The sequence below is a fragment of the Pseudarthrobacter sp. NPDC055928 genome (assembly GCF_042270935.1).
In the GTDB taxonomy this organism is placed as follows: domain Bacteria; phylum Actinomycetota; class Actinomycetes; order Actinomycetales; family Micrococcaceae; genus Arthrobacter.
On the sequence record NZ_JBHJZH010000001.1, the window covers coordinates 462,376 to 477,012 of the forward strand.

The 14,637-nt window shown below is 65.3% G+C and carries 14 protein-coding genes; 3 read left to right on the forward strand and 11 right to left on the reverse strand.

The window, feature by feature from the left end; all coding sequences use genetic code 11:
• Positions 1-101 precede the first annotated feature (101 nt).
• Positions 102-2,210: a phenylacetic acid degradation bifunctional protein PaaZ gene (gene paaZ, locus ACFC25_RS02250; RefSeq protein ID WP_376043767.1), complete on the reverse strand. Its 2,109-nt coding sequence runs from the start codon at positions 2,208-2,210 to the stop codon at positions 102-104.
• Positions 2,211-2,348: 138 nt separating this feature from the next.
• On the opposite strand from paaZ, the gene ACFC25_RS02255 reads away from it, so the two are divergent.
• Positions 2,349-2,795 carry a PaaI family thioesterase gene (locus tag ACFC25_RS02255; RefSeq protein ID WP_337346101.1) on the forward strand — a complete coding sequence of 149 codons (447 nt, stop codon included), beginning with the start codon at positions 2,349-2,351 and terminating at the stop codon, positions 2,793-2,795.
• Between the two features lie 64 nt (positions 2,796-2,859).
• Here ACFC25_RS02255 and ACFC25_RS02260 read toward each other — a convergent pair whose 3' ends face one another.
• Together ACFC25_RS02260 and ACFC25_RS02265 are read right to left on the reverse strand one after the other, a co-directional pair.
• Positions 2,860-4,746 (reverse strand): S1 family peptidase, encoded by a 1,887-nt coding sequence (locus ACFC25_RS02260; RefSeq protein ID WP_376043770.1) that lies wholly within the window; start codon positions 4,744-4,746, stop codon positions 2,860-2,862.
• Positions 4,747-4,772: 26 nt separating this feature from the next.
• Positions 4,773-5,492, reverse strand: coding sequence for a tyrosine-protein phosphatase (locus tag ACFC25_RS02265; RefSeq protein WP_376043773.1), 720 nt, complete (start codon positions 5,490-5,492; stop codon positions 4,773-4,775).
• 155 nt (positions 5,493-5,647) lie between these two features.
• On the opposite strand from ACFC25_RS02265, the gene ACFC25_RS02270 reads away from it, so the two are divergent.
• Entirely contained in the window at positions 5,648-6,550 is a 903-nt protein-coding gene (locus tag ACFC25_RS02270; RefSeq protein ID WP_376043776.1) for an SGNH/GDSL hydrolase family protein, read from the forward strand.
• Positions 6,551-6,570: 20 nt separating this feature from the next.
• Here ACFC25_RS02270 and ACFC25_RS02275 read toward each other — a convergent pair whose 3' ends face one another.
• The 6 genes from ACFC25_RS02275 to ACFC25_RS02300 all read right to left on the reverse strand — a co-directional run bounded on the left by ACFC25_RS02275 (position 6,571) and on the right by ACFC25_RS02300 (position 11,356).
• Positions 6,571-7,179, reverse strand: coding sequence for a GNAT family N-acetyltransferase (locus ACFC25_RS02275; RefSeq protein ID WP_376043778.1), 609 nt, complete (start codon positions 7,177-7,179; stop codon positions 6,571-6,573).
• A 36-nt stretch (positions 7,180-7,215) separates the two neighbouring features.
• Positions 7,216-8,076 (reverse strand): 3-hydroxyacyl-CoA dehydrogenase family protein, encoded by an 861-nt coding sequence (locus ACFC25_RS02280; protein ID WP_376043780.1) that lies wholly within the window; start codon positions 8,074-8,076, stop codon positions 7,216-7,218.
• Between the two features lie 2 nt (positions 8,077-8,078).
• Positions 8,079-8,873 (reverse strand): enoyl-CoA hydratase/isomerase family protein, encoded by a 795-nt coding sequence (locus ACFC25_RS02285; RefSeq protein WP_376043783.1) that lies wholly within the window; start codon positions 8,871-8,873, stop codon positions 8,079-8,081.
• Complete coding sequence (locus ACFC25_RS02290; RefSeq protein ID WP_376043785.1) at positions 8,873-10,102, reverse strand: thiolase family protein; 1,230 nt, start codon at positions 10,100-10,102, stop codon at positions 8,873-8,875. The genes ACFC25_RS02285 and ACFC25_RS02290 overlap by 1 nt, the downstream gene beginning before the upstream one ends.
• 133 nt (positions 10,103-10,235) lie before the next feature.
• Positions 10,236-10,898, reverse strand: coding sequence for a pentapeptide repeat-containing protein (locus ACFC25_RS02295; RefSeq protein WP_376043787.1), 663 nt, complete (start codon positions 10,896-10,898; stop codon positions 10,236-10,238).
• A complete protein-coding gene (locus ACFC25_RS02300; RefSeq protein WP_337346092.1) occupies positions 10,898-11,356 on the reverse strand; it encodes an SRPBCC family protein in 459 nt (152 codons plus the stop codon). Before ACFC25_RS02300 ends, ACFC25_RS02295 begins: the two co-directional genes overlap by 1 nt.
• A gap of 133 nt (positions 11,357-11,489) precedes the next feature.
• On the opposite strand from ACFC25_RS02300, the gene ACFC25_RS02305 reads away from it, so the two are divergent.
• Complete coding sequence (locus tag ACFC25_RS02305) at positions 11,490-11,666, forward strand: CsbD family protein (RefSeq protein WP_337346091.1); 177 nt, start codon at positions 11,490-11,492, stop codon at positions 11,664-11,666.
• 117 nt (positions 11,667-11,783) lie between these two features.
• Here ACFC25_RS02305 and ACFC25_RS02310 read toward each other — a convergent pair whose 3' ends face one another.
• A complete protein-coding gene (locus ACFC25_RS02310) occupies positions 11,784-12,854 on the reverse strand; it encodes a DNA polymerase IV (RefSeq protein WP_376043789.1) in 1,071 nt (356 codons plus the stop codon).
• A gap of 251 nt (positions 12,855-13,105) precedes the next feature.
• A complete protein-coding gene (locus ACFC25_RS02315) occupies positions 13,106-14,566 on the reverse strand; it encodes an amino acid permease (protein WP_337346089.1) in 1,461 nt (486 codons plus the stop codon).
• Positions 14,567-14,637: the final 71 nt, after the last annotated feature.

The window sequence follows — 14,637 nt, forward strand, 5'->3', positions numbered from 1 at the left end:
ACCCTCTCTCACATCCGGTCGGTAAACCCCCAACCCTCTCTCGCACCTGAGAGAGGGTTGGGGGAAAACCTGCAATAAGTGAGAGAGCGTCCGGGGGTGGGTTACTTTTCCACGAGGGTGAGGACGTCGTAGGTGGCCACGATCTCGTCGTCCTGGTTGGTCAGGACGGCGTCCCAGGCCACCTCGCCGTACTCGTCGGTCTCACGCGGGGTGATTTTCTTGGCGGTGAGGGTCACCCGGATGGAATCTCCGGCGGCAACAGGGGTGATGAAGCGCAGGTTCTCCAGCCCGTAGTTGGCCAGGACCGGGCCCGGAGCGGGTTCCACGAACAGTCCCGCGCCCCAGGCCAGCAGCAGGTAGCCGTGCGCCACGATGCCGGGGAAGAACGGATTGGCTTCCGCGGCTTCCTGGTTGGTGTGCGCGTAGAAGGTGTCGCCGGTGGAGTTGGCGAACGCTGTGATGTCCTCAAGGGTGACCTGGCGCAGGTCGGAGCGGACGGCGTCGCCAATGTGCAGCGTTTCCAGGGACTTCCGGAACGGGTGCGTCCCCTCGGTCTCAAGGGTGAAGTTCCGGTCAGCGCCGGCGTGCCAGACGCCAGTGACGGCGGTGAGCATGTTGGGCGAGCCCTGGATGGCGGTGCGCTGCATGTGGTGCATGACCGAGCGGATGCCGCCCAGTTCCTCGCCGCCCCCGGCCCGCCCTGGACCGCCGTGGACCAGGTGCGGGACCGGGGATCCGTGGCCGGTGGAGCTGCGGGCGTCCTCACGGTTGAGCATCAGGACACGGCCGTGGTGGGCCGCAATCCCCATCACAAGTTCCTGCGCCACGGACGGATCGTTGGTGCAGACCGAAGCCACCAGGGAGCCGCCGCCGCGGGCGGCGAGGCGGACGGCGTCGGCCAGGTCCTTATACCCAATCACGGAGGATACCGGGCCAAAGGCCTCCAGCGAGTGGATTGCCTCCGCTTCGGGGTTGTCCCAGCTCAGCAGGATTGGCGACATGAACGCGCCGCCGTCCACCACGCCGGTGGTCCCGTCCGCGGACGTGACCGACGGCGAATCGAGCGTTCCGTACGCCAGCTCGCCGCCGGCGTCGAGCATGGACTGCACCGCGGCCCGGACATCGGCGAGCTGTTCAACCGAGGCCAGGGCGCCCATGGTGACGCCGTCTGCCCGCGGGTCCCCAAGAACGACACGTTCGGAGATGCGTTTGCCGATTGCGGCGGTGACAGCGGGCACCAGCTCCTGCGGGACGATGGTCCGGCGGATCGAGGTGCACTTCTGCCCGGCCTTGACGGTCATTTCGGTGACTACGGACTTGATGAAGGCGTCGAACTCCGGCGTGCCTTCCACGGCGTCGGGGCCGAGGATGGCTGCGTTGAGTGAGTCCGTCTCGGACGTGAAGCGGACTCCGCCCTGGACCACGTTGGGGTGCGATTTCAGCGAGAGCGCCGTGGACGCTGAGCCGGTGAAGGCCACGAGGTCGCGGTAGTCCAGCACGTCCATCAGGCCACGGACTGAGCCGGAAATCAGCTGCAGCGAGCCCTTGGGCAGGATGTTGGATTCGATGATCGCCTTCACCACCGCCGCGGCCACGTACCCGGTCGGTGTGGCGGGCTTGACGATGGTGGGGACGCCGGCGATGAAGGCGGGGGCGAGTTTCTCCAGCATGCCCCAGACGGGGAAGTTGAACGCGTTGATCTGCACGGCCACGCCGGGAATGCGTGTGTAGATGTGCTCGCCCACAAACGAACCGTCCTTGGACAGCACCTCCATGGGACCGTCCACCACCACCTGGGAGTTGGGCAACTCGCGCCGGCCCTTGGACCCGAAGGTAAACAGCACGCCGATGCCGCCGTCGATGTCGATCATCGAGTCGATCTTCGTGGCGCCTGTCTGGGCGGAGAACATGTAGAAGTGTTCGCGGCGGGCGTTCAGGTACTGTGCCAGTTCCTTGAGTTTGAGCGCACGCTGGTGGAAGGTCAGTTTGCCCAGTTCCGCCTGGCCCGTGGTGCGGCCGTAATCCACGACGGCGGCAAGGTCCAGGCCGTCCGTGCTCACCTTGGCCAGGACTTCGCCGGTGCTCGCGTCCCGGACGGGAACGGCGGATGCCGTGGAACCGGCGTCGGGAGTCCACCAGGAGTCCTGCACAAAACTGGGGACGGTCTCTACAGTGTCGACTGTGGCTTCAGCTGTTGCGGTGGTGGTCATCGTTGACGGGTCCTTCCAACACGGGGACAAACAATAACGGCCAGATCATTACTGACCGTACGTTCGGTAATATACCTACAGTACATGAATGTTCCGTGCTGCACACTAGAACTTCCAGCATTGCCACAAAGGAGAGCCATGACCGCCCCATCCCAGGACAGCACCGACCCAGCCCCTGAGGTCACCGACGCCACCCTTTGGAAAATCACCCTGGGCGAACTCGACGAGAAGATGGGCGTCAAGATCGTGGAGGAATCTGTCCAGCGCGTGGTGGCCACAATGCCGGTGGAAGGCAACAGGCAGTCCTTCGGCCTGCTCCACGGCGGCGCGTCCCTGGCCGTGGGCGAGGCCGTGGGATCCTGGGCGGCGGTCATCCACGCCAGCACCCTGGGTAAGACGGCCGTAGGTGTGGACGTCTCCGCCACCCATCACCGCTCCGCCCGCGAGGGCCAGATCACCATCACGGCCACGCCGATCCATCTGGGCGGTACGCTCACCACGCACGAAGTGCTGATCACCAACGGCTCCGGCCAGCGGCTCTGCACCATGCGCATCACCAACCTGCTGATGGACCGGAAGAACTAGCCCCCCTCCCAACTAGGTAGCAGCAGATGTCCTTTTGAGGGCTCAAAACAGCATCTGCTGCTACTTAGTTGGGATGCCAGTTCCGGCGCCGGGCCAGCAGCACCAGGACACCGCCGACGGCGATCGCTGCCAACGCCGCGCCGGCTGCGGTCAGCACGCCGTCGGCTCCGGTGTCCGCGAGGTTGGTGACCGACTGGATTCTGTCCGGCGGGCTGGCGGCGGCGGGTTTGACGACGGGTGCCGCCTCGCTTCCCGCCTCGGCGGAATCGTCCCGCGTTGCCCCTCTCGCCGGTGCAAATTCGAAGGCACCGGGCCCGGAAGCGCTGAACCCGTTGACAGTCTCAGCCGTAAAGCTGAGCGCTGCGGGAACCGCACCGGGCACGGCTTCGGGGGCCGTGAATTGCCAGTTCCCCTCATTATCCAGAGGCACCTCGACGGGCTCGTGCCCGGCAACGGTGATCCTGACAGAGGACCCTGCGGCCACGGCCGATGCAGGGGCGGCAGGCACGTTCCCGGTGATGGCTTGTCCTGGTTCGTAGGTACTGCCGGGCGCGGGTGACGTCACCGCCGGCTTGTTGAGGAAGAGTTCCAACTGGTAGCCGGGCAGGACCGCCAGGGCGTCCTGCAGCGTGGCGGCCACCGCGAAGTTCACCGGCGCGCCGGCGCCCTCGCCGGCGGCGTGGATGCCCACGGCGTAATTGCCGCTGAGCCAGGGGCCGCCGGAGTCGCCACCACTGGACTCGACCGCGAAGGACAGGAACCCGCTGAACGCCCTCAGGTCCGCAGGGTTGCCCGAACGCCCTTGGACCACGTAGATACCCACCTCATCGATGATCCCGCAGGACCACGCGGAGGTACGTCCTGAGCGGCAGACCGGCTGCCCCTCCACGGGCGCGGCGACGCCGACGACCTTGACGTCGGGGCCCGTCTGGGAGGGGTTGTTCCAGGTACTCGCGGCAGGCTGCGGTTCGAGTCCGGCCGCTATGGAGCCAATCACGGCCACGTCAGTCCCCACATTGCCGGGGTTGTCCTCGTTGCCGACGATGCCCGTGTTGCCGGGGCCGCCGAACTGGCTGAACCCGAACGTCCCTAGCGGTCCGGCCGGCGTCCAGGCCGGAAACTCCAGGCTGGCCTGCTGCGCGGCACCGTCGTTCGAACAGTGCCCCGCAGTGAGGACCGACGGCAGGCCGGCGGGATCGAACGCCGAGAACCCGGTGGAACAGACTTCCCAGGTGTCGGCGATGTAGCCCTGGCCGCCCACTACGTCCGCTTCCGGCGCAAGGTCCGTGCCGGCGTCGAGCTCCACATTGGCAAACCGGGCCACAAAGTCCTCGGCGGACACTTTCCCGGGCGCCGCGGTGGGGGCATCCGGAGCTGGAGCCGAAGGACCTTCGGGAGTCGATTCGGGTGCGTTGGTTCCGCCTGTACGGATGACAAACCGACCGTCGGAGTAGGCCACGGCCTGGAGCCCCTGAGGGCCCACCTCCCGGACGTAGGCCTGGAAAAGCTGATGCGCACTGACCGCCAACTCGGTCCCGGGGGCACTAACAGCGTTCTCCGGGGCGGGTTCCTCGAGGGTCAGTGAGGGAATGGTGGCAGTGAGCTCCGAAACCCGGGCCTCCAGTTCAGGCCCCGAGCCACTGACCAGGACGCGGCCGTTGTGCAGTCGGGTCCCGGTGTAGCCGGGTGTTCCGCGGAGGGCCTCAGCGGCTGCTGCGGCCTGCCTGCCGAGCTCGCCCGCGGCATTGAACTCCTCGGGCGTGAGGCCCAAATCGCGGGACACGGCGTCCGCCAGGCCAGCGTCGCTCACAGCCGGCGTGGAAGGCGTTGCGGTGTGGAGTCCCTCGCCGATCGCGGGCGGTTCCGTGGATTCTGCCGAGGCAGGGTCTGCCACCATCACAGAACCCAGCAACAGCCCTGCCGCCGCACCAAGCGTAAGAATCCGCTTCATCCCAGCCCCCTGGCTTGGTCCAGATTTCATCGAGCCACCGTGGCGCCGAGCACGGACCGCACAGCGGTCAGCTCAGCGTCGGTGAGACCGTGCCGCAGCAGGAAGTCCTCTGTGTCCAGGTCCCGGACAAAGGCCACCACGGTGTGGCCCCGCTCTTCCAGCAGCGGCGCCAATTCGGTTTCCCCAACGTAGCGTTCGCGGTCGTGCGGCGGCCCGTGCGTGCGGTAGCGCTCATTGATGGCGCGGGCAGCCCGGGCGTAGCTGGCGGCGATCTGCTCGTCCGTGTCGCCGGCCAGGTCCTGCAGCATTGCAGCCACCATGCCGCTGCGGTCCCGGCCCGCTGCACAGTGGACCACCACCCCGCCGGCGGGCGAGGCTTCGGCAATGGTGCGAAAGACTTCCACCAATTTCGCCGGGAACAGCCGGACATTGTGGACGTAGTGGGCAGGATCGTTCAGGTACGGTCCACAGGCTGCAGTGAACCGCGGATCGTCCGGGTCTTCGGTGGGGGCGGACACCATCCGTATGCCGGACCATGCCGTTTCCGTTACGGCTGGGTCTGTGTCCCGGCGCCGGGCCTCATGGGAGTTACGGAGGTCCACCACAGTGCGGACGCCGTCGTCGTAAGCGGTACGCCAGCCGGCCGCTGTAAGCCATTCGCGGCGGCCCATCCGGTAGACGGCGCCGGCCACGTGCCAGGCGTTCACAGCCCCGTCCCAGTCCAGGGGTCCGCCAGGTTTCTTCATCCGGACAGCTAACCACACGCCGGCGAGCGCCGCACATCCCCTAATAGGTAGCCGGGCCAGCAAAATAGGGTACTCCGGGCCAGTGACCGCCGCCGCGTCCAGGCGTACCGTGTCACATACCTCACCCGTGCATTCGATCAGCTAAGGGGAAACCAATGACACTTCCAACAGGACGACGGCGGCGCCCGGCTTTTGCAGCAGGCCTCGCCACCCTTGCCATGGCACTGGGCTTCACGGCCGTTCCGGCGGACGCGGCGCCGCCGGTTCCGGATGTCGATCTCGTGGCGGTCGGCGACTCCTACACAGCCGGGACGGGGGCAACGGACTTCATCCCGAACTTCCCCTGCGACCAGACCCCGGGCGGATATGTCGACATTCTGAAGAACCTGGCCATCGTTGACGACGTCGTCAGTAACGGGGCATGCCATGGTGCACTCCTGGACGCCAGGGCATCCAACATCGTACCCAGCGTTATGGAGCAGATCGCGGCCCTCGCCGCTTCCGAAGCACTCTCCGGCCGCACCGAACTGGTCACGTTGACTGCCGGAGCGAATGATCTTGGTTTCAACACGGTGCTCTTCACCTGTGCCTTCTCTACGTTTGAAGCCTGCCAGCTGGCGGTTGCCAATGCCAGCGCTACGTTGCCCGCAATACAGGCTGACCTGGTCGAAGCCCTGAGCGCCATTCACCGGGCGGCACCGCGAGCCAAGATTGCCGTTTTTGGTTACCCGCTGCTGTTTGATCCAGTACGTGGCCTTCCGGTGCTATCTCCGGAGAGCCAGGCCTTGGTCAACTCGGGTACGGCAGCCTTGAACGCCACCATCTTTGCAGCTGTGGCAGAGGCCAACGCGGTTTCAAAAGCCAACGCCGTTTACATCGATGTCACGACACCGTTCGCCGGGCACGAAGCCAATACCCTGCAGCAATGGATCGTTCTTGACCTTGTGCCGCCCATTGAGTTGACCGATGATACTTTCCACCCGAATGCGGCCGGACATGATGCTTATGCCGATGCCCTCACTGCTACTGTGAACCTCCAAGCGCTGGCTAGGCGCTGATAGCCGGCCCGCCGAGCGCCCTACCGGCGCTTGGCGAGCCTGTGCTCCAGCCCGTTCCGGACCATGGGCCACTCGTGCTCAAGGATCGAGAACACCACAGTGTCCCGGAGCACGCCGTCCTTGGTCCGCGAATGGTTGCGCAGAACTCCGTCCTGCTTGGCGCCCAGGCGGGCAATCGCCTCCCGGGACTGGTGGTTGAGCCAGTGTGTCCGGAACTCGACCGCGGGGCAGCCGAGCACGTCGAACGCATGGCTCAAGAGCAGGAGCTTGGAGTCAGCGTTGGTGCCCGTACCCTGTACTGACGCCGCGTTCCACGTGGAGCCGATCTCCACCCGGGGTGTGCCGGGATCGATATTCATGTAGGTGGTCATGCCAATGATCCGGCCCGGTCCGCCGGTGGCCGGATCGATCAGGCGCGTGGTGAACGGCAGCATGGACCCCTGCTCCTGAAGGCCCAGGCGTCGGCGGATTTCAGCGGCCATCTCCTCCGGCGTCGGCACGGACGTGTACCAAAGGTTCCACAACTGGCCATCGCGTGCAGCCTCCACCAGGCCGTCGTGGTGTGCCGGACGCAAGGGCTCCAGGATGACGTGCCGGCCGGTCAGGGTGATGGGTTCAAGAAAGCTCACTGCACCAGCCTAGGCCCACGCCGTGCTAGAGCAGCCTTAACTGGGCCAGTCGAAAAAGCCCTTGCCCGATTTGCGGCCCAGCTCGCCCCTTGCCACCTTGTCCCGGAGGATCTGCGGCGGCGCGAAACGCTCCCCCAGCGTGGAGTGCAGGTACTCGGCGATCCCCAGCCGCACGTCCAGGCCCACGATATCGGTGGTCTTGAGCGGGCCGGTGGGGTGTTTGTAGCCAAGCACCATGGCGGCGTCGATGTCCTCCGCGGAGGCCACGCCCTCCTCCACCATGCGCATCGCTTCCAGCGCGATAGCCACGCCAAGTCGTGACGAGGCAAAGCCGGGCGCATCATTGACGACGACGGCGGTCTTGCCGAGTGCCTCGACCCACCTTTTCGCGGCCGCGGCCAGGTCCGGGGACGTCTGCTCGCCGAGCACCACCTCGATGAGCGTGGAGGCGGGGACGGGGTTGAAGAAGTGCAGGCCGAGGAAATTCTGCGGCCGTTTCAGTTCACGGGCCAGACCGTTGACCGAGAGCGATGAGGTGTTGGAGGCCAGGAAGGCGTCCTGGGCCAGCCGCTCCTCGATGCCGCGAAGCGAGGTAACTTTCAGGTCCCAGTCCTCGGGCACGGCCTCGACCACTAGCTGGCGGTCGGCGAAGTCGTCGTAGTCCACCGTGACCGCGAGCCGGGAGACGATCTCGTCCAGGTTGCCGTCGGTGGCGCCGCGTTCGATGCTCTTCGCAGCGGCGGATTCCACACGCTCGCGGGCGGCTTCGGCGGAGGCTTCATCCCGCTCCACCACCAGGACGTTGGCCCCCTTGATGAGGAAGGCGTGGGCTATTCCTGCGCCCATGCGGCCGCCACCGAGGACGCCCACGGTGGAAGGAAGGTTCGAAGTGGCCATGGCTATTTCTTCTCTGTCTTCTTGTCGAGGTTCTTGTCCAGCTTCTTGTCCAGGAACGCCTGCATGCGGTCAAATTTGGCCTGGGATTCAAAGAGGATCCCTTGGGCAAGCTGGTCGATCAGCGGATGGGCCTCGGCAGGGGCGTGGAACACGGACTTGGTGATCCGCACGGCCAGCGGATCCTGGCGCGCGATCCTGTCCGCGAGATTGTGGGCGGCGGCCATCAGTTCCGGTGCCTCATGGATTTCCGTGATGAGGCCCGCCGCCAAGGCGTCCTCGGCCCGGAGCACCAGGCCTGCGAGCAGGATCTGCTTGGCCAAGGGTTCGCCTACGAGTTCCTTCAGCCGCCAGCTGGCTCCGGCCGCGGCCAGGATGCCGAGCCCTGTCTCGGGGTTGCCGATCCGTACACTCGGCGTTCCAATCCGGAAATCAGCCGCGTAGGCGAGCTCGGCACCGCCGCCCAGGCAGTAGCCATCCAAGGCGGCAATGACGGGCATGGGCAGCTTGGCAATGCGGACAAAAATCGTGGAGTTGATGCCCTGCAGCGCGTCATCCCGGCGCCGCTCGCGCAGCTGGGCAATGTCCGCCCCGGAGGCAAAGACTCCGTCCACGCCGGCGATGACCAGGACCCTGGGATTCTGCTCCAGCGCCGCGCAGATAACGTGCAGCTCGTCCACCATCTGCTGGTCTATGGCGTTTCTCACCTCGGGGCGGTTGAGGAGGACAACTACGCGGTCCTCCCGCTCCTCGACCAGCAGGGTACTGAAGTGTTCGTTCGCTAGGTCCTGGGCCGCCATTACACGCGCTCCAGCAGCATCGCAGTGCCCTGGCCCACGCCGATGCACATGGTGGCCAGGCCGATCCTGGCGTCCTCGCGCTCCATCCGCCCCAGCAGGGTGATGGCGAGCCGGGAACCGCTGGAACCCAGCGGGTGCCCCAAACTGATGGCGCCGCCGTCGTTATTCACAATCTCCGGGTCCAGGCCGAGCCGGCGCATGCTGGCCAGCGACTGCGTGGCAAACGCTTCATTAAGTTCGACGGCGCCCAGGTCACCGACGCTGAGGCCGCTCCGCTTGAGGACCTTTTGCGTGGCCGGCACCGGGCCGATGCCCATGATTTCGGGCTCGCAGCCGGCAGAGGCGCCGTCGATGATGCGGGCGCGGGGTACCAGGCCCAGCCGCTCGATGGCGGCCTCGGACGCGACGATGATCGCTGAGGCGCCGTCGTTGAGGGTGGAGGAGTTTCCCGCGGTGACTACGGAGCCGCCCGGGACAACCGGGCGCAGGCCGGCGAGGACGTCCATGGTGGTGCCGGCGCGGGGGCCTTCATCGGTGTCCACAACGGTTTCGGACTTGCGGGACTTGACCGTCACCGGGACGATCTCGTCCCTGAACCGCCCTGCGGCGATGGCGGCAAGGGAACGTTCGTGGGACCGGACGGCAAAGGCGTCGGCGTCGTCCCGCGTGATGCCGTTAACCCTGGCGACTTCCTCGGCGGTTTCCGGCATGGAGTAGGTCATCTTGCCCTCGCGCGCCAGCTCGCCCTTCTGGAACAGGGGATTTACGAACCGCCAGCCAATGGAGGTGTCGAAGATCTGGCCGGGCTTCGCAAAGGCGGTAGCTGGCTTCTCCTGGACCCACGGCGCACGGCTCATGGACTCCACGCCGCCGGCGATCACGATGTCCGCGGCGCCGGACTTGATCATCTGGCTGGCCTGGATGATGGCGCTCAGGCCTGATGCACACAGCCTGTTGACCGTGATCCCGGGGATGTGGAGGGGAAGCCCTGCCAGCAAAGTGGCCATCCTGGCTACGTTGCGGTTTTCCTCCCCGGCCCCGTTGGCGTTGCCCAGGATGACCTCATCGATGGTGTCAGGATCCAGGCCGGACCGGGTAACCGCCTCCCGGATGACCAGTGCGGCGAGGTCGTCCGGGCGGACCGAGGACAGCGCCCCGCCGTATCGTCCCACCGGGGTGCGGACACCGCCAACGAGAAAAGCCTGCGGTCCTGCGGTAGCTGACGCCATGGAAACACCCTTCATGCGATTAACAGCACTGTCATCGTCGGCGGCTAAGGAGATGCTATCCACTTACCGACCGTTCGTTCTGTAAAAGACTACACTGCACGCGCAAGGGGCACCAAGACCTCCCCCGGAGGGGTCAGAGAACCACTACGCCGAGATGGGCTGCCAGGAGCGGGGCCAGGAGGCTGAGCTGGTAGTCGTCGATGATGGCTCCGGAGAAGCTGCCCAGGCCGCTGATGGTACGAAAGTCAGTGCTGCGGAGGTCGAAGTCCTTCAACTTGGCGCCGGTGAGGTCCAGGGTGCCGATGGTGCAGTTCTTCAGCGTTACCCGGGTGACCGCCGCAGAACCGAGGTCCAGTTCATTGATGATGCAGTCGGTGATCAGGACATCCATCAGCTTGGCGCCACGGAGGTTCAGGAAGTCCAGCTTTCCGCCGTCGATCCGGACGGACTGCCACCCGCTCTCGTACACTTCAGCGGACCCGAGCCGTGGATTTTCGATGCGCACGTCCCGCCAAGTGGTGCGGGCTGCAGTGAAGACGGGCGCGTACAGCTCGGCCAGGATGCAGTCGCGGAACGTGGCGCCGCGCAGCTGCGTGTCATTGAACGAGACGCCCTGGAATTCGCACTCGGCGAAGTCAGTGCCGCTGAGCTCGAGACCGTCTGCCGCCGCGCGACTGTACCGCACGCCGTCGTACCGAACTCCGCGCTGGAAGTCCGGCGCGGGATCGTCCGTAAGTTCTTCAAGGAGAATCGGCGAGAGCCGGGGGCCGGTGACCTTGGGCGGTCTGGCCGCCACTAGAGCGATTCCGCTTTGGCCGCGATCTCCGCCAGGTCCTTGGCCAGCGCCTTGCGCGTCATGCTCATGCCGATTTTCCCGAACAGGGCCATTGTTATCTTGCTGAACACCGTGGGCCTAACGACGTCGGCGCCGAAGGTCAGCGTCAGGTCCGTGCCGCCGTCGCGCTCCGCCAGGCTGAACCGGGAGGTGTAGTCAGCGCCGCCTTGCAGGGCCTTGACCGTGGTGCTGCGCGGCGGATCAGCCTGGGCCACCCACATTTCCACCGTTTCGGACCTGCCCATCATGGTGCGGGTTTCTTTCCAGCGCGTGCCCTCGCCATACGGGCCTTCACTCAGCATTTGGATGGAATCAATGCCGGACAGGGTGGCCGCCGAACCCGGAATGTCCGAAATGACGGACCAGACCTTTTCCGGCGAAGCGTGGATGTGCTGTGTAAGGCTGGTGCTGTGATCCATGGTTCGAGCCTAGTCGGGGGCAATGACAATCAACAGATATCGGGACATCTCAACGACTTGAAATAGTAAGCATGCTTCGTGTTATGGTGAAAAGGCATTGTTTGATCCATCGGAAACGAAAGGCGGCACTACCATGGGCCTCGGAGACAAGATCAGTAACGCAGCAGAAGACATGGGCGGCAAGGCCAAGGAAGCAGCCGGAAACGCCACCGACAACGACCGCCTCAAGGCCGAAGGCCAGAAGGACCAGGTCAAGGCCGACGCGAAGAAGGTCGGCGAAGACATCAAGGACGAGTTCAAGCGCGACTAGTCAGCCATAGGCGCGCGGCGGCGGATTCCCATGGGGGATCCGCCGCCGCTTTTTTGTGCCTTCCCCCATCGATTGCTCCCCACCAGTTCCCTCGCCTCGCAAGCTCGGCAGGACCCGTCACCAGCCGCTGCGCGTCGGGGTGTGTCCCTGCCGGGAATCTTCGGGCATCGCCATTTCGGCACGCAGCCCGAGCAATCGGATGGGACGGCCCGGTTCGATCTTGGCCACGAGGTCGAGGGCGCGGGCGAGCACTTCTGCCGGATCCGAGGTCTCGGGGATCTTCCGGGCGTACGTCTTGGTCAGGAACGGAGCGTATCGGACCTTGAGCGTCAGCCCGATCACCGGCCGCCCCTCAGCAGCGACATCCTCCAGTACGTGTGCCGCCAACTCCCGGACGGCGTCGTCAACCTGGCCTTGCTCAGTCAGATCGCGCTGGAAGGTGGTTTCCCGGCTATGCCCGCGTGCCACCCAAGGCGTGTCATCGACGGTCCGCGAACCGTCACCCCGCCCGAGCTGGGCATACCAAGGGCCCATCTTCGGGCCGAACTCGGGGACCAAATCATCGTCTTTGGACGCCGCGAGTTCGGCTACTGTCCGGATGCCGAGGGTGGCAAGGCGGCGCGAGACTTTCGTTCCCACGCCCCACAGCTCGATAGTGGGCCGGCTCCCCATGACTTCGAGCCAGTTCTCTTCCGTGAGCCGGAAGACGCCGGCCGGCTTGCCAAACGACGTCGCTACTTTGGCCCGGACCAGGGTGTCACCGATGCCCACGCTGCAGTGCAGCCGGGTCTCCTCGACGACGTCGCGCTGCAGTTGCCGCGCATACGCCTCCGGATCGTCGGTCTGCACGCCAATAAAGGCTTCATCCCAGCCGAGCACCTGAACAGTTGCCCCCGGTTGCGAGCGCAGCACAGCCATGACTTCTTCGGACGCAGCGAGGTAGGCCTCCTGGTCAACGGGCAGGATGACGGCGTCAGGTACTTTACGTGCGGCGATGCGCAGCGGCATTCCGGAGCCGACGCCGTACACCCTGGCCTCGTAGGAGGCCGTGGAAACCACCGCCCGCTCTGTCGGGTCACCGCGGCCGCCAACGATCACCGCCCTGCCGGCGAGCTCGGGCCGGCGGAGCACTTCGACAGCTGCGATGAACTGGTCAAGGTCCACATGCAGTACCCACGGTTCGATCACACGCCCCAGTGTGCCCCCAATCGGCTGCTCCGCACCACCATTTTCCCGCGTCGCCCCTGCATAGCCCGCACCCGTTGCTGGGCGCTCCTGCCCAGTTACTCCCCCGGATTCCCGTCCACCACCCACGACGCGCCGGGCTCCTGGGCGCGTCGAACAAAGTAAGTGGGCAGGAACGCACGGGGAATAACGACGACGGCGAGACCCCCTCCGTGGGGATCCCGCCGTCGCAGGTACTGCTTGCGTGCAAAGCCCTAGCTGAAGAGGGCGTTCTTGGGCTCGTTGTTCCGAACCTTCTGCCAGCCCAGCCACAGGACCAGCGCGAAGAATGGAATGGTGGCCAGGGTCCAGAGGCCGAGATGGAAGACCTCACCGGATTTGCTGGTCATGGTATCGAAACCGATCAGGATAGTGATGGCCAGCAGGGCCACCAGGCCGGCCCAGCTGCTCCAGGTTCCGCCCGGGGCGGGCAGGGAGGAAACCTTGCCCTTCTGCTTGCGCAGCGCGATCTGGCTGGCGAAGATGGCGCCCCACGTGAAGATCACGCCAATCGACGCCGAGTTGAGCGCGAGGTCGAAGGCGTGTGAGCCGCCCAGCCAGATGTTCAGCAGGATGCCCACGAGGTAGACGGCGCCGATGGCCAGGATGGCGGCATATGGCACATGGTTTTTGGACATCCGGGTCAGCCACTCCGGAGCATGTCCGTTGTTGGCCATGGTGCGGAAGATCCGGCCGATCGAGTACAGGCCAGAGTTGCAGGAGGACAGTGCGGCGGTGATGACGATCATGTTCATGACATCGCCCATCCAGCCAAGGCCCATCTGGCCGAATACGGTAACGAACGGCGAGGTGCCGGCCACGTACTGGTCCGAGGGCAACAGCATGGCGAGGAGGGTCACCGAGCCGACGTAGAACACCACGATGCGGAAGACGACGGCGCGGATTGCCTTGGGCACTTCCTTGGCGGGATCCTGCATTTCACCGGCTGTGATGCCGACAAGCTCGATGCCGTTGTACGCGAAGATCACGGCATTGAGGACAAGGATCATCACCAGCGCACCCTTGGGGAACATGCCGCCCTCGGCTGCGAAAAGGTTGTTCACGGAGGCGTTGCCGTCGCCCACCTGCGCGTTGGTAACCACCATGAAGGTGCCCACGGCCAGGAAGATCACGATGGCACCGACCTTGAGGCAGGAGGCCCAGAATTCGAACTCGCCGAACGCCTTGACGCTCATCAGGTTGACGCCCACGAGCAGCAGGAGCGCCGCGATGGCGGACAGTTCAACAGGCACGTTGGGGAAGAAGAACTGGAAGTACAGTCCGATCGCGATGAGCTCCGCAATGCCGGTCATGGCCCAGTTGATGAAGTACATCCAGCCGGAGAGGTACGCGCCCTTCTTGCCGAACATCTCGCCGGCATAGCTGACGAAGGAACCCGACGTCTGGCGGTACATGATCAGTTCCCCCAGGGCGCGCATCAGCAGGTAGGCGATGACGCCGGCAATGGCGTACGAGAAGATCAGTGCCGGGCCTGTGGAGGCCAGGCGTCCGCCGGCACCCATAAAGAGGCCGACGCCGATGGCGCCGCCCATGGCAATCATGGTCACCTGGCGGCCGCTCAGGGATTTTTTGTAGCCCTCGGCGCTGAGGGTGGAGTCGACGACGGCGGATTGCGCCGAGGGGCTCACGAGTTCTGTGGGGGTACTTTGAGGCACAACAATTCCTTGTGGGTAGGGGATTGGCCGGCACCTTGGCAGCGGACTCTCATACTGAAAATTCGGCTTCG